Raw genomic sequence first — 25,407 nt, 5'->3', positions numbered from 1 at the left:
AGGACCGACCCCATGGTTCAACTGACCCTTCCAAAGAACTCCCGCATGGTGACGGGCAAGACATGGCCCAAGCCCTCCGGCGCGACCAACCTGCGCAAGTTCCAGATCTATCGCTGGAGCCCGGATGACGGCCAGAACCCACGCGTTGACACCTACTTCGTTGATCTCGACGATTGCGGGCCGATGGTTCTGGACGGGCTCATCTATATCAAGGACAAGGTCGACCCGACGCTGACCTTCCGCCGCTCCTGCCGCGAAGGGATCTGTGGTTCCTGCGCGATGAACATCGACGGGCTGAACACTCTGGCCTGTATCTATGGCATGGACGAGATCAAAGGCGAGACGGTCAAAATCTATCCGCTGCCGCATATGCCGGTGGTCAAGGACCTGATCCCCGACCTCACGCATTTCTATGCCCAGCACGCCAGCATCATGCCGTGGCTCGAAACCAAAACCAACCGCCCGCAACGCGAATGGCGCCAGTCGATTGAAGACCGCAAGAAACTCGATGGTCTTTATGAATGCGTGATGTGCGCGTCCTGCTCCACGTCCTGCCCGTCCTACTGGTGGAACTCGGACAAATACCTCGGCCCGGCGGCGCTCTTGCATGCCTACCGCTGGATCATCGACAGCCGCGATGAGGCCACGGGCGAGCGTTTGGACGATCTGGAAGATCCGTTCAAACTCTATCGCTGCCACACCATCATGAACTGCACCAAGACCTGCCCCAAAGGGTTGAACCCGGCCAAGGCGATCTCTGAGATCAAGCAGATGATGGTCAATCGGGTGGTGTGATGGGCGACCCCGCGGAACCCTCTCTGGAATTCAAATCCAAAGAAGAGTTCCGCGCCACCTGCCACGCTCTCGCGTCGCGGATGCATTACCTCAATCGCGTTGCCATGGGCGAAAGCGGCTTCTCGTGGGAGGTCGCCGAGATGCTTAAACAGCTCGGGCGCGTGTTTGAAAGCGACTATGCCTCTCCCGAGACCCAAGCCGCCTTTGGCAACGGCTATAGCGCGGGCACCCTTACCAAAGCAGAGCGCCGCGCCCATCTGATCAAACGGCTCACCGACGACGCCTGATCCCGGCGACCCCACCATGCCTGCACCGCCACCCCTTACACCGCCACGCCTGCACGAAATCTGCTGAAACACCCCTCAAAGCCTTGCGCAATCGCGCCGCTAATCCTGTCTGCATAATTCAAAATGCAAAAGGACAGTGCATATGCGTAACTCCCCCGGTCTCCGCTTCCTTATCGTTGGGCTCTTAACTCTTCTGATGTTCATCCCCGCCTTTTTCGTCTCGGAAATCATCAACGAACGCGCCGGCTATAACCGCTCCACAATGCAAAGCGTCGGTCACGAGTGGGGCGGGCGGCAAAAGCTTAGCGGCCCGGTTCTGGTCGTGCCGGTCCAGGAAACCGTCACCGTGCGCGAGAAACACGAGCTGACCGACCCGGCCACCGGCGCGCAAAAGCTTGATGGCAAAGGCAACCCGATCTTTGTCATCCGCGAGGTTGATCGCGTGCAAGCCCGCGCGCCGGTTTACCTCTATCCCAACCGCTTTGACGCCGACGTCACAAGCAAAACAGAAGAGCGCCACCGCGGCATTTTTCGCGTGCCGGTCTACCGCGCCGATCTGGCGCTGGCCTTCGATTTTCCCGTCGATCAACTCGCCGACCACCTCACCGGCGAAGAGATCGCGCTGTGGGATCAAGCACGCCTGCGCGTCCACGTTAGCTCAAACCGCGCCCTGCGCGGCGCGGCAACGCTCAAAGCGGGGGGCAAGACCCTGATGCTCGAACCGCTCGGCGCCGCCCAAGGTGACATGCAAGGCATCGAAGCGGCGACGGGTGATCCACGCAAGCATGGCACCTATCACCTCAGCCTCGCCATCAACGGCGCGCAATCGCTCACGCTCACCCCGCAGGGCGTGAAAGCCGGATTGCAATGACAAGCGACTGGCCGCATCCCAGCTTTATCGGCGCCTTCCTGCCCGACACGCGCGAGGTGTCCGAGGCCGGTTTTACCGCCTCATGGACCATTCCCCACCTTGCCCGCGCCGTGGCCCAAATCGCCCGTCAGGATCACGAAGCCGACGCCCGCCGCCATACCAGCTTTGGCGTGCGCCTCTATCAACCCAATGATTTTTATCAAAAAAGCTACCGCGCGGCGCATTACGGCGTGCTGTTTATCGGCCTGACCTTCCTTACGATTTTCCTGATCGAAGGACAGACAAAGCGCCCCGCACATCCGGTGCAATACATCCTTGTCGGGCTGGCTCAATCGGCGTTTTTCCTGCTGATGCTGGCACTGGCCGAACAGATGGGGTTTGCGCTGGCCTATCTGATCTCTGCCGCCGCGACGGTGGCGCTGATCGCGGGCTTCGGGGCGCTCGCGCTGGGCTTGGGGCGGCGCACATGGCTGCTCGCGGCGTTGCAGGGCGTGCTCTACGGCGTGCTCTACCTGATCCTGCGCAGCGCTGATTACGCGCTTCTGGCCGGGGCGGTGCTGACCTTTGGCGCCATCGCCGGCACGATGTTCGCCACCCGCAACGCCAATTGGTATGGCGAGGGGCGCACCCGCCGCCGCTGGTTCACCCGCCCGGCGCGCGCACAGGCCCCGGCCACGGCAAGCGGTCCGGCAAGCTGACCCAACCGGCGGCGGGGGTGAGCTCCCCGCCGCCGACCAGCGCGCATGGCTGCCGCGCGCGGTGGCGATGCAACGACTGATTGGGGCAATTTATGCCAGCCAAATCCGACCACGATGAATGGCGCACATGACAGCAGCCAATCGCCGCCGCGTGGGAGCGCGGCAGTGATGCGCGGCGGCCCAAAGGGCCGCTATTCGCGCCCGGTGCCGCATCCGAAAGCCTCATTTCGTTACTGCCCTTGCACGGGAACAAGGCCGCAGGCCGCCGTGCATCGCCGGCGCGCCCCAACGCGGCGGCGATTTGGCTGAGGACAGGCGCGACGGTGAAGGTGTTCGGACTTGGCATAGTTAAAACATGCGATAATACCGTCGGGTCGCCCCCGCGCGCGCCGTCAATGCACGGCATCAAACCCGCAAGCCACCCATTGCCGAGAGGATGCATCGCCAGACCGCCCCCCCCGGTCCGCCGCCGCCCGGCTTTCCACTAACCCACCGTCAACATAGACAGACCCGCCCCAAACCTCCTACGCTCGGTCTCAAACGGGGAAGAGGGACAAACATGCCAGACGCAGACATCATCATCGTAGGCGGCGGCCTTGCCGGGCTGGCCGCCGCCCACGCCGCCACCAACCGGGGCCGCAAGGTGCTGATGATCGAACAGGAAGGCGAGCAAAGCCTCGGCGGTCAGGCGTTCTGGTCCCTCGGTGGCCTCTTCATGATCGACACGCCCGAGCAACGCCGCATGGGCGTCAAAGACAGCCGCACGCTGGCCCATAACGACTGGATGGGAAGCGCCGGTTTTGATCGTCCCGAGGATGATAACCCTCGCCAAGTGGCCGAGGCCTATCTCGACTATGCCGCCGGGCCGATGCGCGATGATCTCGCCGCGATCGGCATGCGCTGGATCCCGCTTGTGGGCTGGGCCGAACGCGGCGGCGGCTTTGCTGATGGGCATGGCAATTCGGTGCCGCGCTTTCACATCACATGGGGCGCGGGCGAAGGCATCGTTGCGCCCTTTGTCGACCTCGCCCGCGCGGCCGAAGCGGCGGGCACGCTGCGCTTTGCCTTCCGCCACCGCGTGACCGGCTTCGTTGTCACCAACGGGCGCGTCACGGGCGTGCAGGGCGAAATGCTCGCCCATGATCACGCGCGGCGCGGGGCCTCGACCAACCGCGAGGTGACGGGCACCTTTGAATACCACGCCGAGAACGTGATCGTCGCCAGCGGCGGCATCGGCGGCAACCACGACATGGTGCGCAAAGTCTGGCCGGTCGACCGGCTAGGCCCCGCGCCCGCACGCATGGTCGCCGGCGTGCCTGATTACGTCGACGGCCAAATGGCCGAAGCCGCCAAAGCCGCCGGGGCAGGGGCCATCAACGAAGACCGCATGTGGCACTATACCGAAGGCCTCGCCAATTGGGATCCGATCTGGCCCAACCACGGCATCCGCGTGCTGCCCGGCCCGTCCTCCATGTGGTTCGACGCTCTGGGCGAGCGGATGGAGGCGCCCTGCCTGCCGGGCTTTGACACGTTGGCGACCCTGAAACGCATCCTGCAAACGGGGCACGAGCACAGCTGGTTCATCCTCACGCAAAAGATCATCGAAAAGGAATTCGCCCTCTCCGGTTCCGAACAAAACCCCGATTTCGTGTCTGGCAAGCTTTGGGAGGTGCTCAAGGCGCGCACCTTCAAGAAGGGCGCCACGACCGAGGTCGAAGCCTTCAAAAGCCATGGTGAGGATTTCGTTATCTCTGATGACCTCGACACGCTGATCAAAGGCATGAATGCGCTGACCCCCGATGCGCCGCTCGACCCGGCCCGCATCCGCGCCCAGATCGAGGCCCGCGACAGCCAGATCGCGCATAAATTCTCCAAGGATGCGCAAGTGATGGCGATCCGCTCGGCCCGCAACTACCTCGGGGACAAGATCGTGCGCGTGGCCAAACCACACCGCATCCTCGATCCCTCCAAGGGGCCGCTCATCGCCGTGCGCCTCAACATCCTGACCCGCAAATCGCTGGGCGGGCTGCACACCGATATCGACGCCCGCGTCTTGCGCCCCGATGGCACCCCGTTCGAGGGGCTCTATGCCGCGGGCGAGGTTTCGGGCTTCGGCGGTGGCGGCTATCACGGCTACAACGCGCTCGAAGGCACCTTCCTCGGCGGCTGTATCTTCTCGGGCCGTGCGGCAGGGCGCAGCGCCTGACGGTTGCGATCATGTGAAAGGGACGGGGGCATGGCCATGCGCCCTCCCGTCTGAAACTTGACATTTCGCGCCCATACGCGCCTCATCACGCCATGATTTTTGCCCTCGCTGGCGTCGTCATCGCCATCATTCTTATCGCGATCTACGCCAATCCCGCCGCGCGCCACTGTCGCTGGCGCGAAGACCGCCGCCGTGGCGATCCGCGCGCGCAGGGCGCAGAACGCCACTATGTGTGTGTCGCCTGCGGCGCACAAACCGTGACAACAACGGGCAAGCCCCCCTATGACTGTCGCCGCCCGGGCACAGATAAGGCGAGTTAAACCCGGGCACGCAAAAAACCACCCGCCCGCGCATTTTACCACTTGCGCAGAATCGCGTTTGGCCCCAATTGCGCGATCAAGACGCCAACGCACGCGCCTCTGGCGCAAGGGGCCACATCCCCTATGGTTACGCAGCGACGGTAACGTCTCCCTTTGAACGGATCGGCCTATGCAAGGCCATTGTCTTTTGGAGATGACCATGAACGCTTTCGTAACCGACCTTGGGGTCGCCCGTCGTGCTATGCCTGTTTCGCGCGTCGAAACCTTCCTGCAAACCGCCCGCTTTGATCGCCCGACGCTGGTGATCGACACCCAAGCGGTGGCCCGTCAATACGCCGCTCTGGCGGCGGGTCTCGGCCCGGCGCACATCCACTACGCGGTCAAGGCAAACCCCGCGCGCGAGATCATCGAGACGCTGGTAAACCTCGGCTCCGGCTTTGACGCCGCCAGCCGCGCCGAGATTGAACTCTGCCTCAGCCAAGGCGCCGAGCCGTCGAAAATCTCTTTTGGCAACACCATCAAACGCGCCTCCGACATCGAATTCGCCTATCACGCGGGCATTCGCCTCTTTGCGGCAGATGCCGAGCAAGAGCTTGAAAAGATAGCTGAATTCGCACCGGGGTCCGAGGTTTATATCCGCCTGATCGTTGACGCCTCCGAGGCCGACTGGCCGCTCTCGCGCAAATTCGGCTGTGGCCGGGACAAGGCGATTTCCCTGCTCGACCGCGCCCGCGCATTGGGCCTCGCGCCGGTGGGCTTCTCTTTCCACGTCGGCTCGCAAACCCGCGAGGCGCGCATGTGGGCCGCCACCCTCGATCAAATCGCTGCCCTCTGGCACGCGGCGCGCGCGGCGGGGCATGACCTCTCGCTGCTCAACATCGGCGGCGGCTTCCCGGCGTTTTACGGCGAGGCGATCGAAGCCCCCACGCCCTACGCCGCCCGCGTCATCGCCCTCATCAACGAACGCTTCGGCGACGTGCCCCGCATCATGGCCGAACCGGGCCGCGGGCTGGTCGCCGAAGCGGGCATGATCGCCGCCGAGGTGCTGCTGGTCTCGCGCAAATCCGAGGACGAATTGCACCGCTGGGTCTACCTCGATATCGGCAAATTCTCGGGCCTCGCCGAAACCATGGACGAGGCGATCCGCTATCAATTCGTGACCGAGCGCGACGCCGAACGCCGCGGCCCCTGCATCATGGCTGGCCCCTCCTGTGACAGCGCCGATGTGCTCTATGAGAAACGGATGGTCGATCTCCCCCTTGGTCTGCGCTCCGGCGACCGCGTGTTGATCCGCAATTGCGGCGCCTACACGTCGAGCTATGCTTCCGTCGGCTTCAACGGCTTCCCGCCGCTGGATGTGGTGGTGATCTGAGCATCTGACGAGAGGTGTAATTGCGCGAAAGACTCCGGGTGCATCCCTGAAAAAGCGAAGCACCCGGCGCGACCGCGCCATGCCCGACCTCCCCCCGGGGAGGGCATTCATACGACGACCGCTGCGCTCGGGGCGATGGCATTCGGCATCACAACGGTCGCGCTCGTCTGTCTGGCCCTCCCGAGGTCGGGCATGCCCCGTTCACACCTCTCCCGTCCAGACCTCCCCAGCCAACCCATTGCGCTCCCCGCCGGATCGCCTACGATCCGGCATGCGCCCGCCATATGGCCGGCGCATGCCTGCTGTTGCGCTTGGCTGCAATTCGTTGGACTGTTGGCCCAATCGCAAGGAGCCGCGCCATGCCAACACCACCCGATGCCGCCCAACGCCGCGCCGTCAAACCTGTCATCTGCTACCCCAATGAAACGCTGCCCAAGCCCGATCTCGCGCTCTACGCCGCCGCCCGCGCCGGTGCGATCAAAACGGCCGAGGTGCTGGTCCCTCCGCGCGATGCCAGAACCTTCCGCGCCCCGGCCGGGCATTTCTTTCGCATCTCCTCGGTCGATGGCCCACAGGTCGGTGACCTCAACCTCTGGAACGCCAATGACCTCAGCGAGCGGTTCTACTCCGGCAAATCCCGCGCCCTTCACGGCACCCACCTCACCACGGGCGAGCGGATGTGGAGCAGCTTCCCAACCCTGCGCCCCATGGCCACCATCACCACCGACACGCTTGGCTGGTATGGCATCGACGCCTTCGGCGGCTCGGTGCATGACGTGATCGGCACGCGCTGTGACCCTTACACCGGCAACCTTCTGGCCGGCACGCAGTATCACCATTGCTGCCACTCCAACCTCACCCGCGCTCTGGCCGCCGAAACCGGCATGAGTCTGCACGAGGCCGAACCGCATGTGCATGACGTGCTCAACGTCTTCATGTGTACCGGCTTCACCCGCGACACCGGGCAATATTTTATGAAAGCTTCTCCGGTGCGCCCCGGCGACCACCTCGAATTCTTTGCCGAGATTGACCTGCTCGGCGCGCTCTCCGCCTGTCCCGGCGGCGATTGCTCGGCCGAGCATTCGTCCGATACCGCCGCCTGCTTCCCGCTGCTGGTCGAGGTGTTCGCCCCCGACCCGGAGGCGCTCACCGGCTGGACCTCCCCCGCGCCCAACGGTTATGACCGTAGCCATGGAGGCTAGGCTGCGGTTCAAAAGGTTACCAAACGCTGCGTTAACCAATTTTGCGTTAACCAACGGTTCACTTAAACGGCAGCCGGAAGTCAGCCGAATGTCAGCCGGGAGTCATACGTTTTGATTTCGCCCCGATTGCCCCGGTTAACCCCCGTGAACGTAGTGTATACGATTGAATAACCCGCGATATTTTGCGGTCTCCCCGGCCAGCTCTTCGGGCTTGTTCGACCTCAAAGCCGCCGCGATCCGCGCGCCCAATTCCGGCATGTCAGACGGCGTCATCCCCCACCGGACAAGCTCTGGCGTGCCAATTCGCAACCCGTTGAGATCATGCGCTAATTCCTTGATCGGAAGGCCGATGCCACAGGCCAGAAACCCGGCTTTTCGCAGGGTCTTTGACGCCGCTTGCCCGCCGCCAAACCCCTCGGCCAGAACCGCAAACTGGTGGCTTCGGGTCGGCCCGTCGCGCCCCTCGAACAGCGCAATACCGTTGTCTTTCAACGCCTTGGCCAAGGCGTGCGCCGTGTCGATCATCGCCCGCGCGTAGGCTTCGCCGTGGTCCTTCCAATCCAGCATCGCCATCGCCAAAGCGGCCGATTTCGCCGCGTCGAAATTCGCCGTCATGCCCGGAAAAGCGATTGAATCCAGCCGCTTGGCGATCTCCGCCTCGTTGGTCACGATCAAACCCGAAGGCGGCCCGCCAAGGCTCTTGTAGGTGCTCATCGTCATCAGATGCGCGCCCTCTGCCAGCGGGTTCGACCACGCCTTCCCGGCGATCATCCCGCATTGATGCGCCGCGTCAAACAGCACGTAAGCCCCTGTTTTATCTGCGATTTCACGCACCTTACGCACCGGATGCTCATACAGGTTGAGCGAACCGCCAACCGTGATCAGCACCGGCTTCACCCGCCGCGCCAATGCCTCCAACCCGTCAAGGTCAATCGAATAGCCATCGGCATCGACCGGCGCCTCATGGATCTGCAACCCATAAAGCCCGGCGCACCCGGCCATGTGATGCGTCACGTGTCCGCCAATTTTGCCAGGCGGAACAATGATTTGGTCGCCCGGCTTGCACAGCGCCATAAAGCCATAAAGGTTGGCAATCGCGCCGGATGGCACCCGGATTTCGGCGTATTTCGCGTCAAATACTTCGGCACAAAGCTCGGCGCAGATCACCTCGATTTCCTCAATCGCTTCCAGCCCCATTTCGTATTTGTCACCGGGATAGCCCAGCGAGGGGCGCGTGCCTAACCCACTGGAAAGCAAGGCTTCTGCGCGTGGGTTCATCACGTTGGTCGCGGGATTAAGGTTAAAGCAATCTTTTTCGTGGATGCTCTTGTTGTCCACTGCCAAGCCCTCGATCCGCGCGGCGATGGCGTCACTTGTCTGGTTTGACACATCGGCGGCGACCGTTTGAACCAGCGTTTCGGTCGTTTTTGGCACCCAGCCGCGTTGAACAAGGTTTTGCATGACAGTCACTCCATTGGTTAATCGGAAAAGACCTTGAATAATTGCCCTTTGCAAACCAGTATTTCTGAAAATTAGGGCTAGAAAAACTGAGTCTTCGATATGGCCGTTAACCCACCCCGCCCGCGTGGCCCGTCGCTCAACGCCTTGCGCGCTTTCGAGGCGGCGGCGCGTTTGGGCGGCTTTTCCAAAGCGGCAGAAGAGCTTGGCGTTTCGCCCGGTGCTGTTGCCCAGCATGTGAAAACCCTCGAAGATTGGGCAGGGGCGGCTTTGTTCGCGCGTCACGCCCAAGGGCTCAGCCTGACAAGCCTTGGCAAACAAACCCTCGCCCCTCTGGTGAGCGCCTTTGACCAGATGGGACGCGCCGTGCAAGGTCTGCGCGCCTCAGCCCGACCAGAGCGGGTGCACATCGCCGCCTTGCCCGCAATTGCCCAGCTTTGGCTCTCTCCGCGCTTGCCCGCGCTGCGCACCGCCATGCCAGATCTTGACCTGTCGATCACCGCATTGGAAACCCCGCCGAACCTGATGCGCGAGCCGTTTGACCTGTCGATCTTCTTGGGTCATGATGAAGGGCAAGCCATTGAACCGGATGTCATTTTCCCGGTTTGCGCCCCGCAAATCGCCGCCACCATCACCACCCCCGCCGACCTTGAAGATCACGCCTGCCTGCGGGATGCCACATGGGCCGAGGATTGGTCAGACTGGCTCGCTTACGCCGCGCCGCAACGCCGTCTCTCCCTGTCCGGGCCGGCGTTTTCGCTCTATGCTCTCGCCGTTCAGGAGGCGGTCAACGGGGCAGGGGTGCTCATGGCGCATGGCCCCCTTGTGCAACCTCACCTCGACGCCGGTCGCTTGGTCGCGGTTCTGTCGCCCGTGCTTGAAACCGGCAAGGCCATCACGCTAGAGCGCCGCCCCGGCCCGCGATCAGAAACGCTCGACAAGATTTGTGCCCAGCTCTCAGGCGAAAGCAGCGGTTAGCGCAATTTCAACCATGTCGCCAAAGCTGCGCTCGCGGTCTTCGGCGGGCAATGCCTCATGGGTCAGCAAATGGTCCGACACGGTCAAAACCGCCAGCGCGCGCGCCCCGAACCGCGCCGCAACAGTGTAAAGCTCGGCTGCTTCCATCTCGACGGCCAAAATCCCATGGCGCGTCATTTGTTCATTCAAATCAGGGCGTTCGTCATAAAACACATCCGCCGAATAGATCCCGCCGACATGGGGTGTGACCCCTCTGGCCTCGGCTGCCGCCACTGCCCCGCGCAGCAATCCGAAATCGGCGCAAGGGGCAAAATTCAGCTCTTTGAAGAACCCCCGCGACGGGGTCGAAAGCGAACTCGCCGTCATCGCCACGATCACATCGCGAATGCCCACGCTCTCCTGCATCGCCCCACAAGAGCCGATGCGGATCAGGGTCTTCGCCCCGAAATCCTTGATCAGCTCATTGGCGTAAATCGACAGGCTCGGCATGCCCATGCCCGATCCCTGAATGCTGACGCGGTGGCCATTCCACGTCCCGGTAAACCCAAGCATCCCCCTTGTTTCATTGACGCATTTAACGTCCGTCAGGAATGTCTCGGCCGCCCATTTCGCGCGCAGAGGGTCGCCCGGCATCAAAACGGTTTCGGCAATCTCTCCGGGCTTGGCCCCAATGTGAATGGTCATACTCACGCTCCCTTGCTTCGCGCCAGAATACACTGGCGCGGGGCAGGGGCAATCGCTTGTCTTGGGCTTTTTATTCGGCGGCTGCCGCCTTGGGATCAGCCAGCGTGACGATATCCATCATGATCGTGTTCAGCTCGAAATCCTTGGGCGTATAGACCCGCGCAACCCCTTGTTCCAAAAGGCGCTTTGCGTCGTCATCCGGGATAATCCCGCCAACGATAACCGGAATATGGCCCAGCCCCTCGGCCCGCATCCGTTCCATCAAATCCTCAACCAGCGGCATGTGCGACCCGCTCAGAATAGACAGGCCAACCACATGGGCATCCTGCGATTTCGCGGCATTGACGATCTCTTCCGGAGTCAGGCGGATTCCCTCGTATTCAATGTCCATCCCGCAGTCACGCGCCCGAAAGGCGATCTGCTCGGCGCCGTTGGAATGGCCATCAAGCCCCGGCTTGCCGATCACGAATTTAAGTCGTCGACCCAGCCGATCCGACACCGCATCAACGGCCTCGCGAATGTCGTCCAAGCCTTCGGTCTTGTTGGAAACGCCCCGCGAAACCCCTGTCGGGCCTCGATATTCTCCGAAGACAGCGCGCATCTGCGCGGCCCACTCGCCGGTTGTCGCACCCGCTTTGGCTGCCTTGATCGACGGGCCCATCACATTGGCCCCCAATGCCGCCGCCTCGCGCAATTCTGCCAACGCTGCCTGCACCGCAGGTTCGTCGCGCGCCTCGCGCCATTCGTTGAGACGGTCAATCTGATCCTGCTCCATCGCCGGATCGACGGTCATGATCCCGCCATCGCCGGTCATCAGCGGCGAGGGCTCGCCCTCGGTCCAGCGGTTCACGCCGACCACGGTGGTTTCGCCCGCTTCGATGCGGTTCAAACGCTCGGCATTTGAATCCACCAACCGCGATTTCATATATTCGATCGAGGCCACGGCCCCGCCCATCCCGTCAAGCGTGGCCAACTCGTGCCGCGCCCCGTCTTTCAACGCCTCAACCTTGGCGTCCACCGCTGGGTTGCCATCAAAAAGGTCTTCGTATTCAAGCAGATCGGTCTCATAGGCCATGATCTGTTGCATGCGCATCGACCATTGCTGATCCCACGGGCGCGGCAGGCCAAGCGCCTCGTTCCAGGCGGGCAATTGCACGGCGCGGGCGCGGGCTTTCTTGGACAAAGTCACCGCCAGCATCTCGATCAGAATACGGTAAACATTGTTCTCCGGCTGCTGCTCGGTCAGACCGAGCGAATTGACCTGCACACCGTAACGGAACCGCCGCAGCTTTGGGTCCTCGACGCCATATCGCTCAAGGCAAATCTCGTCCCAGAGATCAACAAAGGCGCGCATCTTGCACATCTCGGTCACGAAACGGATGCCCGCATTCACAAAGAACGAAATCCGCGCCACGACACCGGGGAAATCGCTTGCCGGTACCTTGCCCTTCAGCTCGTCCAGAACCGCAATCGCCGTGGCCAGCGCAAAGGCCAGCTCCTGTTCCGGCGTCGCGCCCGCTTCCTGCAGGTGATAGGAACAGACGTTCATCGGGTTCCACTTGGGCACATGGGTATAGCAATACTCGGCGACATCCCCAATCAGCTTGAGCGACGGCTTGGGCGGACAGACATACGTGCCCCGGCTTAGGTATTCCTTAATGATATCGTTTTGTACTGTGCCCTGAAGCTTGGTGATATCCGCGCCTTGTTCTTCGGCCACCGCCACATAAAGAGCGAGGAGCCAAGGCGCGGTGGCGTTGATCGTCATCGAGGTGTTCATCTGATCCAGCGGGATCTGGTCAAACAACGTGCGCATGTCGCCCAAATGGCAGATCGGCACGCCAACCTTGCCGACTTCGCCACGGGCAAGGATATGATCGCTGTCATAGCCTGTCTGCGTCGGCAGGTCGAAAGCGACCGACAGGCCGGTCTGCCCCTTGGCAAGGTTGGAGCGGTAAAGCGCGTTAGAGGCTTTGGCCGTGGAATGCCCGGCATAGGTACGGATAAGCCAAGGGCGGTCGGCTTTGCGGTCATTTTGCGTCTGCGACATGGGCGGGCCTCGTGAATCAGTTTGGGCAATATTGTTGCGCTTGGGCGTTGATACTTGGAATTTTGTGGCGCTGTCAATTCGCTGCATTGCGGCATGGGCCTGTTTGCGCTCTGTCCACGCGCTATTTACGCAAGGGCATATCCCTGCCACGCTGCCTATATGTTCACCACTGTGCAAATGCCGCTTTGGCTTCTGATCCTTATTCTGCTGTTTGCCGGGTATGCTGCCTTGGAAAAGGTCATGCTGCCATCGGTACGCTGGTTCTTTCGGCGCCGAATGGAGCGGGTGGTGGCGCGGCTCAACGAGAAGCTTGAGCGTCCGATCCAACCGTTCAAGCTGGCGCGGCGGCACGATATGATCCAGCGGCTGATCTATGATCCCGAGGTTTCCAAGGCGATCGCACAGCATGCAGCCGAAGAAGGGGTGCCCGAAAACGTGGCCTTTGAACAGGCCCAGAGGTACGCGCGCGAGATCGTGCCATCGTTTAGCGCAACGCTCTATTTCGGGTTTGCGATTTGGCTGGCCAAGCTGATCAGCACCGCGCTTTACCGCGTGCGCTTGGGCAATTATGCCGAACGCCGCCTTGCCGCGGTAGATGAGGACGCCACCGTGGTGTTTGTCATGAACCACCGCTCCAACATGGATTATGTGCTGGTGACCTATCTTGCCGCCAAACGTAGCGCGCTCAGCTATGCGGTGGGCGAATGGGCGCGCGTTTGGCCGCTTAGCCGGTTGATCAAGGCGATGGGCGCTTACTTTATCCGCCGCAAATCGCGCGGCGATCTCTATCGCAAGGTGCTGGCGCGCTATGTCCGTCTGGCCACGGATGGTGGCGTGATGCAAGCGGTGTTCCCCGAAGGTGGGCTTTCGCTTGATGGTGCATTGGGCGCGCCGCGCATGGGTATTTTGAAATATGTGGTCGAGGGGTTCGATACCGCGTCGCGCGACGTGGTGTTCGTGCCTGTCGCACTCAACTATGACCGGGTGTTCGAGGACCGTATCCTTGTCGCGGCGGGGCAAGCAGGCGAGCGGCGCTTCCGCGCACGCATATCGCTGATCGTGAAATTTCTAATGAAGCAGCTTTGGTTGCGGCTGCGCGGAAAATACCACCGCTTTGGCTATGCCGCCGTTAGCTTCGGCGCGCCGGTCTCGCTCAAAGAGTTCATGGCGGGTCAGAAAAGCATCGCGACCAACGATATGGTTCAGCCTTTGGCCGAAGAATTGATGCGACGGATCGGAGAAGAAGTGCCGGTGCTCCCCGTGCCGCTTGTGGCCACGGCGCTGTTACAGGCCGACGCCCCGCTGTCGCGTGCGGAGTTGGAAGAGGCTGTTAATACTCTTATGGCAAAACTCCCCAATGCGCATGTTCACATCCCGCGCGGCGATCAAAGCTATGCGGTTGAGGTGGGAATTCGCAACCTGCGCCGTCGGCGCATTGCAGTCGACAACGACGGAAAGTTTGCGGTGTCCCCCAAAGATGCCCCGATCATGCAGTATTACGCGGCCTCCATCGCCCATCTGTTTGCAGGCGCGGCGTAATTCGGTCGATTTTTCTGCGGTCGCAAGGTTATAAAATTTCAAAACATGCATTCCGGGCATTGCATTATTGCGCGGCTCAGAATATTTCCTTGGTGATTCACCGCGATTCTGCATCGCGGCAAGACCACTAGGGAGCTTATCATGGCACTGGATACCGACACCGGAATCGCGGCATACGACGCGCCTGAAAAAGAACTGTACGAAATCGGTGAACTGCCGCCTCTCGGCTTTGTGCCGCCCAAGATGTACGCTTGGGCGATCCGCCGCGAGCGCCACGGCGAACCGGACAAGTCGTTTGAAGTCGAAGTCGTTGACACATGGCAAATCGACAGCCACGAAGTTCTGGTTCTCGTGATGGCTGCGGGCGTTAACTATAACGGTGTCTGGGCTGGTCTGGGCGTTCCGATCTCGCCTTTTGACAGCCACAAACAGCCTTATCACATTGCCGGGTCCGATGCGTCGGGCATCGTTTGGAAAGTCGGTGACAAGGTAAAAACCTGGAAGGTCGGCGACGAGGTTGTCATCCACTGTAACCAGGATGATGGCGACGACGAGGAATGTAATGGCGGCGATCCGATGTTTTCGCCGACGCAGCGGATCTGGGGTTATGAGACCCATGACGGATCCTTCGCGCAATTCACCCGTGTGCAGGCGCAGCAACTTTTGCCGCGCCCCAAGCATCTGACCTGGGAAGAAAGCGCGTGTTATACGCTGACGCTGGCCACCGCGTACCGGATGCTGTTCGGCCATCACCCACACGAACTCAAGCCGGGTCAGAATGTTTTGGTCTGGGGGGCGTCGGGTGGTCTTGGGTCGTTTGCGATCCAGCTGATCAACGCCGCAGGGGGCAACGCAATTGGCGTCATCTCGGATGAGAGCAAGCGTGAATTTGTGATGGACCTTGGCGCCAAGGGCGTGATCAACCGCAAGGATTTCAAGTGCTGGGGTGCGCTTCCCGAGGTGAACTCGGACGAATACAAGCAATGGTTCACCGAGGCGCGCAAGTTCGGCAAGGCGATCTGGGATATCACCGGCAAGGGCAACAATGTCGACATCGTGTTTGAACACCCCGGTCAGGCGACGTTCCCGGTGTCTACGCTGGTTTGTAAAAAGGGCGGTATGGTCGTGATTTGTGCCGGCACATCCGGGTTCAACTGTACCTTTGACGTGCGCTATATGTGGATGCACCAAAAGCGTCTTCAAGGCAGCCACTTTGCCCACCTCAAACAAGCAGCTTCGGCCAACCGCTTGATGGTTGAGCGGCGAATTGATCCTTGCATGTCCGAGGTCTTCCCTTGGGCGGAAATCCCCGATGCGCATGTCAAGATGATGAAGAACGAACACAAGCCGGGCAATATGGCCGTGTTGGTTCAAGCGCCAAAAACCGGCCTACGCACGGTTGAAGAAGTCCTGGAAGCCGGAAAAGCATCCTAACAGGATTTAAAAACATCAATGGAAGCCCGCGACTCACAATAGTGTTTCGCGGGTTTGCGCGTTGCTGGACCCGGCATAAAAAAACAATGCCTTGTATTTAAGCGCCTCGCTATTTTTGGGGAGTATAATTGCGTGAGTTTCCAAAAAACCTCAAACTGCTAAGGTTGTGTTAATCCTTCATTAACTCTTTAAAAGCGAGACTCGTTATGAAAAAGGACTGGATATTGGACGTTCTCGCGGATCTAAAAACGTTTGCTCAAAACAATGGACTTGCCAGTTTGGCAATTCAGTTGGAGGAAACGGCGCTTGTTGCCACTGCCGAGATCGCGTCCTCAGGGGAGGGCCAGCTCATTGACGCGAAGTCTGAAAGCAAGCAATTTGAACGCAATCTTGGAAGGCTTGGAACGCGCCACTAAACCGGAGGCGCTTCAGTCGTTTTCAGAGCGCGTTAGAGATCACTTTGAAGTCGATCACCTTATCTATCATTGGGTCAGTAGCGCAGGCGATCAATATGGCTGCGGAACCTATTCGCCTGAATGGGTGCAACGCTATCTGGAAAAGGAATACCTTCGCGTCGATCCTGTTGTGCAGGGGTGTTATCAACGGTTTAACCCCGTTGACTGGAAGCGCCTTGATTGGAGCAGCAAAGCGGCGCGGGCTTTTCTAGCAGATGCGCTTGCCTATGGCGTCGGGAATCAGGGGTTTTCTGTTCCGATCCGTGGGCCAAATGGCCAATTCGCGGTGTTTACAGTTTCGCATTGCTGTGATGATGCGGCATGGGCCGAGTTCACTGAAAAGAACTGCCGCTCGCTCATTCTGATCGCTCACTTTTTCAATCACAAGGCGCTTTACTTTGAGCCGAACCGGACACCGGCCCAGGTACAAACCCTGTCACCGCGGGAAGTCGACGCGATGACATTTCTGGCGATGGGATACAGCCGCGCTCAAGTCGCGGACACGCTGTCGATTTCCGAACATACGCTTCGGGTTTATATCGAATCCGCGCGTCTAAAGCTTGGCGCGTCGAATACGACACACGCAGTGGCGCGGGCGCTGACACGCGGGCTTATCGTTGTCTAAATGATATGGCGTGCGGTGCTGTAGGGCTGGCGCCAGACACTCCTATTAAGGATCGGACCTGCACCGGACATCCTTGGATGCCCGGAGAATGAGCGGGAGCTGACCAGTGGTGGATAGTGGAGCTTCCACGAGGTGGCCCTGCTCAGGGGGAAGCGGAACGACCGGGTTTCTCAAATGCTTCTCAAGGCTGCTTCGAGCATAGTTTCGGCTCACAAATGCAGGAAAAACTCAGTGTCTGATGGTCGCCCGTTGTGATTGGATCACCGCGAGGATAGGGTCTTTTCATGTCGTCCACCCCCATCACTTTTTCGCATGATCAAGCCGATGCGTTTGACCAGATAACCGAGGCGCTGCGAGGGCAGGGTGTCGATCTGGAAGATGGCGCTATGGTTCCTGCGAAAGAGCAAAGCGGGATGGTCATGGCCGTGATGGGCAAGGCAGGTTCGGGCAAAACCATGCTTCTTTCGAAACTGTTTGATGCCCTCGAAGACAGCGGCGTAGAGATCATTAGCGGCGATTATGAAAGCCGCCGTCGCAAAGAGCGTCGATCCATGGCGATCCTTGCCCCGACCAACAAAGCGGCGAGCGTTTTGCGCATGCAGGGCGTTCCGGCAACCACGATCCATCGCATCCTGTATACGCCGATGTATGACCCTGAATATGAGCGCATGGCCGCGTGGCTTGCCGGCGAAGGGGACAAGCCCGAGATCGAAGGCCTGACCGAAGTGGCGCTTGAACGAGCGATGGCGTTTTACAAGCAGAACCGCTCGATCCCGGCGCCTTGGCTGCCGCGGGGTTGCGGGGATCAGATTTTATCACGGGTTGGAAGCGACGAGATGAACCGCTCGACATCGGTTTTGTCGATGAGGCGTCGATGCTTGATGACAAGCAATTCGATGATCTAAAAGAGATTTTTCCCGTTCTTTTGTTGTTTGGAGATCCGGCGCAGTTGGCTCCGGTCAAACAGTCCGGGACGATGGTATTCGACCGTTTGAACGCACCAGCCAAGCTTGAGCTTAGCCGGGTACACCGGCAGGATGCGAGCAACCCGATCCTCGATCTCGCCCATGTGCTTTCTGATCCTGAGGTCGGATTTCAAGACTTCGAAGGGCTTGTTGAAGAAACAGCCAAAAAGGATGATCGCGTGATTTGGGGGCAGCGGGTTGAGGTGGACCTGATGGCACGCAGCCCCGTTCTTGTTTGGCGCAACGCGACGCGCATCCGGCTGATCAATGCGTTTCGGCGTGTTCATGGCGCGCCAGAGGACGCGCTTTTGTCGGGTGAGCCGTTGATCTGCGATGGGATCGAACTGCCACTCAAACACCGCAAGCGTCGGCTTGATCTTGAGGCACGAGGGCTGATCAAAGGGGCGCAGGTCGTTTATCTCGGACCGGGGCGCAAGCCTGGATTTTCAAAGCTGCACGTTGTGGGCGCGCCGGACCCCAGAGTCTCGGCGGCCTCCATCGTTAAGATTGAGAAGCCAGACGAAGAAGAGCCGTTTATCCCCTTTGCCGCCGGCATGGGAGCGACGTTCCTGCACGGGGCTGCGGTGACGATTCACAAGGCGCAAGGCTCACAATGGGAGAACGTGCAGGTTTTTGCGCCGGACCTGTTTGTCGCGGCTCGAATGGGGCGCGTCGAAGCCGGACAACCGCTTTGGAAGCGGCTGGCCTATGTGGCCATTACACGCGCGCAAGAGCGGCTTTTCTGGGTCGTGCGGAACCGACTGTCAAAACCAGAATATCCCCTGACCACAGAGGACCTTGTGGCGGCGCCACCACCGCTCGAGCTTGATCAGGAAGACGCTTGAACTTAGCTGCGGCGAAACACTTGAAACACAGCCGACGCGCCCCAGCCCGCGATAATCGCAATCGCGAGAGACAAGAGCCCATAGATCAGCGGTTGTTCACGCGACAGGTTGAATAGAAACCGTTCCAGACCGACTTTCTGAACGTCGATTTGTGTTTCATACTGCGAAATGACATTGCCATCGCGGGTCAACAGGATGCGGGTTTTATACACCCCTTCGGTGAGGTTCGATGGAAGGGCGATCGAGGTTTTGAACAGCGTTTGCGATTGAACGTCGACCGCGTTTTCAAGCAGCTGGTAGAGGTTGTTTTTTCGCCTGATACGGATCACGGCCTTGCTGAACTCCGGAGCGTCGAGCACCCCTTCAGGTGCGCCCACCGAACGGATGGCGCGTGGGATTGATAGGTGATGGCGCAGGTCCTCAGTGTGGCTGACGATTTCGTTGAAGGGACCACTTGTCGCCACGGCGTAGAAGGCGGGGGCACTGTCGATCTCGACCTTGTCGGTGTTGATCCAGATGCCGTATTTATGCTCTTTGCGGCGGACAGTTACGGGGTGGCTCGGTCCTTCGACGGTGATGATCACGCCAATCGGGTCACCCGCAGGTACGGGTTTTTCGCGTTTGATTGCCCCAAAAATCAGGATTTCCGAGCCGTCAAAGTTTGCTGTGATCGCCACGCGATTCTGGCTCAACCCTAAGACCACTTCTTCGGCCTTGAGCGGCGAAATGGCAAAGAGGACCAGCAAAAGAGAGGCGAATACCCGCTGCATCAATGGCCCCCGGATTTCCCGAGCGAATAAAGCTCGGCCGGTTGCAAAAGAAGGTCGAGCGCAAGTTTGCCGCAGACCAGAAGAACCATCATAGCCAGCAAGATACGAAGCTGCTCTGCCTTGAGTTTTACGCCGATGCGGGTGCCAATCTGCGCCCCGATGACCCCACCAATCAGCAGCAGAACGGCAAGCGCCATGTCGACTGTGTAATTGGTCGTTGCATGTAGCAAGGTGGTGAATGCAGTGACGAAAATGATCTGAAGCAGCGAGGTGCCAACGACAACTTTGGTTGGCATGCCGAGGATATAGATCATGGCGGGCACCATGATGAAGCCACCGCCAACCCCCATAATCGCGGCCAGAATACCAACAGCGACACCGACCAAGAGCGGTGGAATGACCGAGATATAGAGGCCAGAGGTGCGAAAACGCATTTTAAAAGGCAGGGTGTGGACCCAACCACGCTGCCGCCGTTTGGCTGCAGGAGCGGTTCCGGCTTTCTTGGCGCGGCGGATGGCGTTGAGGCTTTCGAAAAACATCAACCCGCCGATAATTCCAAGGAACACTACGTAGCATAGTTTGACCAGCAGATCGACTTGTCCAAGAGAGCGAAGGTAGTTGAACAGCAACACCCCTACAGCCGCCCCGGCAAGCCCGCCGACCATCAACACCATACCCATTCGTAAATCGACGGTTTTTCGCCTGAGATGGGCAAGGACGCCGGAAAATGACGATGCGACAATCTGATTCGCCTCGGTGGCAACAGCCACGGCGGGGGGGATACCGATAAAGAAAAGCAGCGGAGTCATCAGAAACCCGCCGCCAACGCCAAACATACCAGACAGAACGCCAACCAGCCCGCCAAGTCCCAGCAGCAGAAAAGCGTTCACAGAGACTTCGGCAATGGGGAGGTAAATCTGCATGTTTGTAAGTAGCGCCGCGCGAGGGGAGGAATCAAGCGTGAAGCGGGAGAAAATGTTGCTGGTGCAGAAAACCAGCTGCAAGCAGGCAGAAATAGCCTTCTGGGACTAGCGCTCTTTCACGTAGGGCTCTCCACCCGCGCGTGGAGGGATCGCTTTGCCAACAAAACCCGCGAGAATCACAACGGTGAGAATATAGGGCAGGGCTTCCATGAATTGGACAGGAATCACCACGCCACCAAGGTCGATATTCTGGAACCGAACCGCGATCGCCTGGAGAAAACCAAACAGAAGTGTGGCCGAAAGCGCATACCAAGGGCGCCATTTCGCAAAGATCAGCGCCGCGAGAGCGATAAATCCGCGCCCAGCCGTCATTTCGCGAACGAAACCAGCCTGCAAGGCGGTTGCGAGGTAAGCACCCGCGATTCCGCAGAGGATACCAGCGATGGCAATGGCGGCGAACCGAAGGCCGATGACGGAAACACCGGCGGTATCAACCGACTCGGGGTTTTCACCGACGGCGCGAAGCCGCAGGCCAAAGCGGGTCTGAACAGGATCCACCATGTAAGAGGCACAGCGGCAAAGGCGATGTAAACGAGGATCGTGTGTCCCGAAACTAGCTCGGAATAGATCGGGCCGAGCACGGGAATATCGTTGAGTTTATCGGCGAGGGGTAGGGTAATCGGCTCAAATCGGGCGCCTTCGGTCAGCGACGGTGTGCGCCCGCCTTGCTTGAACCAATCCTGCGCGATCAAAACCGTTATGCCGGACGCGAGGAAGTTGATCGCAACTCCAGAGATGAGCTGATTTCCGCGAAATGTAATTGATGCGAGCCCATGGATCGCAGACAGCAACATTGAGGATAGGATGCCAGCGATCAGCCCAAGCCAGACGGGACTGAGCGGGGAGTGATAGCCAACAAGCGAGGTCTGGCAGTTTCCACCACTTGGGTCGCAGACAGTTGTTTCATAAGTGAAAAGTGGGTTTGCCGAATAGTGATACGCCACCGCTGCAGAGAAAAACGCAGCCATGAGCATTTTGCCTTCGAGGCCGATATCAAACACTCCGGCGCGCTCGGAGTAGAGCCCGGCTAGACAGGCCAGAAGCAGCGGCGTTGCAAGGCGGATCGTGCTGTCGAGCACCTGAAGGAGGGTTGCGAAATCCATTACCGGGCCTCCTTCTTGCGCAGCGCGAGGAAGAGCTTTTCGAGCGGCATGCGCACCATATTGTCGAGCGCTCCGGTGAAGAGGATGACAAGCGCCTGTATCACGATGATGAGCTGAATTGGAATGCTTGTCCAAAGCGCAAGCTCGGCTCCGCCCTGATAAAGAAAGCCAAAGAGGATCGCCGCGATAAACACGCCCAGCGGATGGTTGCGCCCCATAAGAGCCACGGCGATGCCGATAAAGCCCGCGCCTTCGGTTGAGTTGAGGATCAGACGCTCGGCCTCGCCTTGGGTCGTGTTTACAGCCATCAGGCCGGCCAGCGCGCCGGAGATCAGCATCGTTACGATGGTGATCTTGACCGCAGAGATGCCAGCATAATTGGCCCCGGTGTCGGAGTGGCCAAAGGCACGGATTTCAAAGCCCAGACGCGTGCGCCAGATCAGTATCCAGACCAGAATACAGGCCAGAACCGCAAGGAAAAATGAAACATTCACCGGTGCGCCGCGAAACAGTATGGTCTCCGAAGTCGAGAACATATCGCGAAAGGTTGGCAGATGCGTGGCTTGAGGGAATTTCGGTGTGGCGGGGTCCATTGAGCCGATGGGCCGCAGCAAGTTTACCAGCACATAGTTCAACACCGAGAAGGCGATATAGTTGAACATGATGGTGGTGATGACCACGTGGCTGCCGCGTTTTGCCTGAAGCCAGCCGGGCATGAACGCCCAGAGAGCACCAAAAACGGCCGCGCCAACGGCTGAGCCGATAAGTGCAAAACTCCAATGCGGCCAAGGGATGTAAAGGCAGACAAGAGCGACGCCCAATCCGCCCAGCATGGCCTGTCCTTCGCCGCCGATGTTGAATAGGCGGGCATGAAATGCGACCGAGACCGCAAGCCCTGTGAAGATAAAGTTTGTCGCGTAATAAAGCGTGTAGCCCCAACCTGCGCTGCTCATCAACGCGCCGTCGATCATTAACTTATAGGCTGCAATCGGGTCTTCGCCGATCGCGAGGATCACGAAGGTTGATAGGATCGCCGCCAACAGTAAGCTAATCAACGGCACCAGTACGGCATCGGCCCAGCGTGGCATTTTTTCCATCAGGCGGCCTCCTCGTTGATGCCAGCCATGAGCAAGCCCAGTTCTTTTTCATCCGTATGCTGGGGAAGGCGTTCACCCATAATCCGCCCGTCGAACATCACCGCGATCCGGTCGGAGAGGGACATGATTTCATCCAGCTCAACAGAGACAAGCAGGATCGCCTTGCCCGCGTCGCGCAGGGCGACGATTTGCTGGTGAATGAATTCAATCGCGCCAATATCGACACCGCGCGTGGGTTGGCCGATGAGAAGCAGGTCGGGGTTACGCTCGATTTCGCGGGCGAGGACAATTTTCTGTTGGTTGCCGCCTGAGAAATTTTTGGCCGAAAGGCGCGGGTTGGGAGGGCGCACATCGAAACGGTTCATCTTGTCTTGGGCGACATCGACGAGCGCGGAGTTGTTCATCATTAGTGGGTTGGCCTGATAGGCGGGATCGTGATGATAGCCGAAAACCGAGTTTTCCCAAGCGGAGAACTCCATGATCAGGCCTTCGCGCTGGCGGTCTTCGGGGACGTGGGCGATTCCTCTTGCTCGACGAGACCTGCCGTCTGATTTCAAGCCACTCAGGTCGATCTCAGCGCCATTCATGCGCACGGTGCCGGTGCCGCGGCGCATCCCGCCGAGCACTTCTAGCAATTCGGACTGCCCGTTGCCGGCAACGCCAGCGATGCCAAGGATTTCACCCGCACGCACATTGAGAGAGACGTCTTGAAGACGCTCGACGCCGTTTTCGTCAGAGACATTGAGGTGTTCGATTTCAAGCACCGGAGCGCCGGGTTTTGCGGGGGTTTTATCCACCTGTAACAACACCTTGCGCCCGACCATCAGCTCGGCGAGCTCCTCGGGGCTGGTCTCGGCGGTTTTGACGGTTGCGGTCATTTCGCCACGGCGCATCACGCTGACGGTGTCGGTAATGTCCATGATTTCACGCAGCTTATGCGTGATGAGAATGATGGTTTTGCCTTCTTCTTTAAGCCGCGCGAGGATGCGGAAAAGCTGATCCGCTTCGGCTGGGGTCAAAACCCCGGTTGGTTCGTCTAGAATGAGGATCTCGGCCTGACGATAAAGTGCTTTGAGAATTTCAACGCGCTGTTGCTTGCCAACGCCGATGTCTTCGATCACCGCATCGGGATCGACGTTGAGGCCGTATTCTTTTTCAAGCTCAATCAGGGACTTGCGGGCCTTGGCCAATGAGGGGCGCAAAAGGCGGCCATCTTCGGCACCAAGGATGATGTTCTCGAGAACGGTAAAGTTGCGCACCAGTTTGAAATGCTGGAACACCATGCCGATACCAGCGGAAATCGCGGCCTGGCTATCGGGGATGGATGTGTTTTTGCCATTGATGAAAATTTCACCAGAATCGGCTTTGTAAAAGCCATAGAGGATCGACATCAGGGTGGATTTTCCGGCCCCGTTTTCGCCGATGATTCCGTGAATCGTGCCGGGCATGACCCGGATAGAGATGTTTTTGTTGGCTTGCACCGGGCCAAAGGCTTTGGAAATGCCTTTCAGCTCAATCGCCGGGTGGGGCGCTGGGTGCTGGTCAGTCGGGGCGGCAGTTTCCCGCCGCCCGTTGGTGTCATCCGCCTGCATTTGCGAGGTTACTCGACCGGGCAGGTGTTGTCGGACATGTAGTCATGCACCACCAGGTCGCCGCTTGCGATCTTGGCTTTGGCGGCGTCGACGGCTGCTTTCATCTCTTCGGTAATGAGCGGCTCGTTGTATTCATCAAGCGCATAGTCGATGCCGCCATTGGCCACGCCCATCACGTTGATGCCAACTTTGAGATCGGTACCGGCTTTCATCGCGTCGTAAACCGCGTTGTCCACGCGTTTCATCATGGATGTCAGCACCTTACCGGGGTGCAGGTAGTTCTGGTTGCTGTCAACGCCGACCGAAAGGATGCCTTCGTCGGCGGCAGTTTGCAGAACGCCAACGCCGGTGCCGCCCGCTGCGGCATAAACCACGTCAGCTTTCTGGCCGATTTGCGCTTTGGTAAGCTCCGAGCCTTTGACCGGGTCGTTCCAGGCGGCCGGGGTGGTGCCGGTCATGTTCTGGATCACAACCGCGTCCGGGTTGACCGCTTTGACGCCCTGTACGTAGCCGCAGGCAAATTTGCGGATCAGCGGGATGTCCATACCGCCGATAAAGCCGACGGTGCCGGTCTTGGAGGCTTGAGCGGCCATCATGCCAACGAGGTAGGAGCCTTCGTGCTCGTTAAAGACAACCGAGCGCACGTTGGGCAGATCGACAACCATGTCGATGATGGCGAATTTGGTGTCTGGGTAATCCGGCGCCACTTCGGAAAGGACGTTGCCAAAGGCAAAACCGGTCATCACGATCGGGTTGTTGCCAGCTTCGGCGAAACGGCGGAGGGCCTGTTCGCGCTGCGCTTCAGACTGAAGCTCGATCTCGCGGAACTTGCCGCCGGTCTCTTTGGCCCAGCGTTCTGCGCCGCCAAAGGCCGCTTCGTTGAAGGATTTGTCGAATTTGCCGCCGAGATCGAAGATCAAGGCGGGGTCGGCCAGCGCGGTACCCGCGGAAAGGGCCAGAGTCGCGGCAGCGCCCAGAAATTTTTGCATCAGGGTCATTGGTTTCTCCCAGTTGGTCAGGTTTCAGGCGGCAGGTTGCTCCCGCTTCGCCCCACAATTTAGCAGATCGGGTTTGATCA

21 protein-coding genes and 2 pseudogenes are annotated in these 25,407 nt (G+C 59.6%); 13 read left to right on the top strand and 10 right to left on the bottom strand.

Annotated elements, in window-relative coordinates:
* Nucleotides 1-12: 12 nt before the first annotated feature.
* The 7 genes from N4R57_14390 (at nucleotide 13) to N4R57_14360 (ending at nucleotide 7,751) form a co-directional block, all read left to right on the top strand.
* Nucleotides 13-795 (top strand): succinate dehydrogenase iron-sulfur subunit, encoded by a 783-nt coding sequence (locus tag N4R57_14390; GenBank protein ID UYV36205.1) that lies wholly within the window; start codon nucleotides 13-15, stop codon nucleotides 793-795.
* Complete coding sequence (locus tag N4R57_14385; GenBank protein ID UYV36204.1) at nucleotides 795-1,082, top strand: hypothetical protein; 288 nt, start codon at nucleotides 795-797, stop codon at nucleotides 1,080-1,082. The genes N4R57_14390 and N4R57_14385 overlap by 1 nt, the downstream gene beginning before the upstream one ends.
* Before the next feature lie 142 nt (nucleotides 1,083-1,224).
* Entirely contained in the window at nucleotides 1,225-1,953 is a 729-nt protein-coding gene (locus N4R57_14380; GenBank protein UYV36203.1) for a cell envelope integrity protein CreD, read from the top strand.
* Nucleotides 1,950-2,651 (top strand): cell envelope integrity protein CreD, encoded by a 702-nt coding sequence (locus N4R57_14375; GenBank protein ID UYV36202.1) that lies wholly within the window; start codon nucleotides 1,950-1,952, stop codon nucleotides 2,649-2,651. Before N4R57_14380 ends, N4R57_14375 begins: the two co-directional genes overlap by 4 nt.
* A gap of 559 nt (nucleotides 2,652-3,210) precedes the next feature.
* The gene (locus N4R57_14370; protein UYV36201.1) at nucleotides 3,211-4,857 is read left to right on the top strand and encodes an FAD-binding dehydrogenase; all 1,647 of its coding nucleotides are present in this window, start codon (nucleotides 3,211-3,213) and stop codon (nucleotides 4,855-4,857) included.
* Between the two features lie 513 nt (nucleotides 4,858-5,370).
* Nucleotides 5,371-6,549 (top strand): type III PLP-dependent enzyme, encoded by a 1,179-nt coding sequence (locus N4R57_14365; protein UYV39587.1) that lies wholly within the window; start codon nucleotides 5,371-5,373, stop codon nucleotides 6,547-6,549.
* Between the two features lie 359 nt (nucleotides 6,550-6,908).
* Nucleotides 6,909-7,751: a DUF1989 domain-containing protein gene (locus N4R57_14360; GenBank protein ID UYV36200.1), complete on the top strand. Its 843-nt coding sequence runs from the start codon at nucleotides 6,909-6,911 to the stop codon at nucleotides 7,749-7,751.
* A 135-nt stretch (nucleotides 7,752-7,886) separates the two neighbouring features.
* Here N4R57_14360 and N4R57_14355 read toward each other — a convergent pair whose 3' ends face one another.
* Nucleotides 7,887-9,212 (bottom strand): aminotransferase class I/II-fold pyridoxal phosphate-dependent enzyme, encoded by a 1,326-nt coding sequence (locus N4R57_14355; GenBank protein UYV36199.1) that lies wholly within the window; start codon nucleotides 9,210-9,212, stop codon nucleotides 7,887-7,889.
* Nucleotides 9,213-9,311: 99 nt separating this feature from the next.
* Here N4R57_14355 and N4R57_14350 point away from each other — a divergent pair, with 99 nt between their 5' ends.
* Complete coding sequence (locus N4R57_14350; GenBank protein UYV36198.1) at nucleotides 9,312-10,187, top strand: LysR family transcriptional regulator; 876 nt, start codon at nucleotides 9,312-9,314, stop codon at nucleotides 10,185-10,187.
* Here the strand turns inward: N4R57_14350 and deoD are convergent.
* Entirely contained in the window at nucleotides 10,167-10,871 is a 705-nt protein-coding gene (deoD, locus tag N4R57_14345; GenBank protein ID UYV36197.1) for a purine-nucleoside phosphorylase, read from the bottom strand. The two genes, N4R57_14350 and deoD, sit on opposite strands and share 21 nt — an antisense overlap.
* A 70-nt stretch (nucleotides 10,872-10,941) precedes the next feature.
* The gene (locus tag N4R57_14340; GenBank protein UYV36196.1) at nucleotides 10,942-12,921 is read right to left on the bottom strand and encodes a protein meaA; all 1,980 of its coding nucleotides are present in this window, start codon (nucleotides 12,919-12,921) and stop codon (nucleotides 10,942-10,944) included.
* 159 nt (nucleotides 12,922-13,080) lie between these two features.
* Between N4R57_14340 and N4R57_14335 the strand changes: the two genes are divergently transcribed.
* The 5 genes and pseudogenes from N4R57_14335 (at nucleotide 13,081) to N4R57_14315 (ending at nucleotide 18,784) form a co-directional block, all read left to right on the top strand.
* Complete coding sequence (locus tag N4R57_14335) at nucleotides 13,081-14,460, top strand: 1-acyl-sn-glycerol-3-phosphate acyltransferase (GenBank protein ID UYV36195.1); 1,380 nt, start codon at nucleotides 13,081-13,083, stop codon at nucleotides 14,458-14,460.
* Nucleotides 14,461-14,601: 141 nt separating this feature from the next.
* Entirely contained in the window at nucleotides 14,602-15,894 is a 1,293-nt protein-coding gene (gene ccrA, locus N4R57_14330; protein UYV36194.1) for a crotonyl-CoA carboxylase/reductase, read from the top strand.
* Between the two features lie 206 nt (nucleotides 15,895-16,100).
* The gene (locus N4R57_14325) at nucleotides 16,101-16,310 is read left to right on the top strand and encodes a hypothetical protein (protein ID UYV36193.1); all 210 of its coding nucleotides are present in this window, start codon (nucleotides 16,101-16,103) and stop codon (nucleotides 16,308-16,310) included.
* The gene (locus tag N4R57_14320) at nucleotides 16,282-16,974 is read left to right on the top strand and encodes a LuxR family transcriptional regulator (GenBank protein UYV39586.1); all 693 of its coding nucleotides are present in this window, start codon (nucleotides 16,282-16,284) and stop codon (nucleotides 16,972-16,974) included. The genes N4R57_14325 and N4R57_14320 overlap by 29 nt, the downstream gene beginning before the upstream one ends.
* Before the next feature lie 284 nt (nucleotides 16,975-17,258).
* Nucleotides 17,259-18,784 (top strand): annotated as a pseudogene (locus tag N4R57_14315) (AAA family ATPase).
* Nucleotides 18,785-18,786: 2 nt separating this feature from the next.
* On the opposite strand, the gene N4R57_14310 reads toward N4R57_14315, so the two are convergent.
* The 7 genes and pseudogenes from N4R57_14310 to N4R57_14280 all read right to left on the bottom strand — a co-directional run bounded on the left by N4R57_14310 (nucleotide 18,787) and on the right by N4R57_14280 (nucleotide 25,327).
* A complete protein-coding gene (locus N4R57_14310) occupies nucleotides 18,787-19,554 on the bottom strand; it encodes a TIGR02186 family protein (protein UYV36192.1) in 768 nt (255 codons plus the stop codon).
* Complete coding sequence (locus N4R57_14305) at nucleotides 19,554-20,477, bottom strand: sulfite exporter TauE/SafE family protein (protein UYV36191.1); 924 nt, start codon at nucleotides 20,475-20,477, stop codon at nucleotides 19,554-19,556. Before N4R57_14305 ends, N4R57_14310 begins: the two co-directional genes overlap by 1 nt.
* Nucleotides 20,478-20,582: 105 nt before the next feature.
* Nucleotides 20,583-20,963: pseudogene (locus tag N4R57_14300) on the bottom strand (ABC transporter permease).
* Nucleotides 20,846-21,640 carry an ABC transporter permease gene (locus N4R57_14295; protein ID UYV36190.1) on the bottom strand — a complete coding sequence of 265 codons (795 nt, stop codon included), beginning with the start codon at nucleotides 21,638-21,640 and terminating at the stop codon, nucleotides 20,846-20,848. Before N4R57_14295 ends, N4R57_14300 begins: the two are co-directional and overlap by 118 nt.
* The gene (locus tag N4R57_14290) at nucleotides 21,640-22,737 is read right to left on the bottom strand and encodes an ABC transporter permease (protein ID UYV36189.1); all 1,098 of its coding nucleotides are present in this window, start codon (nucleotides 22,735-22,737) and stop codon (nucleotides 21,640-21,642) included. The genes N4R57_14295 and N4R57_14290 overlap by 1 nt, the downstream gene beginning before the upstream one ends.
* Entirely contained in the window at nucleotides 22,737-24,329 is a 1,593-nt protein-coding gene (locus tag N4R57_14285; GenBank protein UYV36188.1) for an ABC transporter ATP-binding protein, read from the bottom strand. The genes N4R57_14290 and N4R57_14285 overlap by 1 nt, the downstream gene beginning before the upstream one ends.
* Before the next feature lie 8 nt (nucleotides 24,330-24,337).
* Nucleotides 24,338-25,327 carry a BMP family ABC transporter substrate-binding protein gene (locus N4R57_14280; GenBank protein ID UYV36187.1) on the bottom strand — a complete coding sequence of 330 codons (990 nt, stop codon included), beginning with the start codon at nucleotides 25,325-25,327 and terminating at the stop codon, nucleotides 24,338-24,340.
* Nucleotides 25,328-25,407 lie beyond the last annotated feature (80 nt).

It is taken from the genome of Rhodobacteraceae bacterium D3-12 (assembly GCA_025916135.1).
Taxonomy (GTDB): Bacteria; Pseudomonadota; Alphaproteobacteria; order Rhodobacterales; family Rhodobacteraceae; genus JAKGBX01.
Note: the sequence above shows the minus strand (reverse complement) of the source record. Positions and strands in the feature narration are given on the sequence as shown.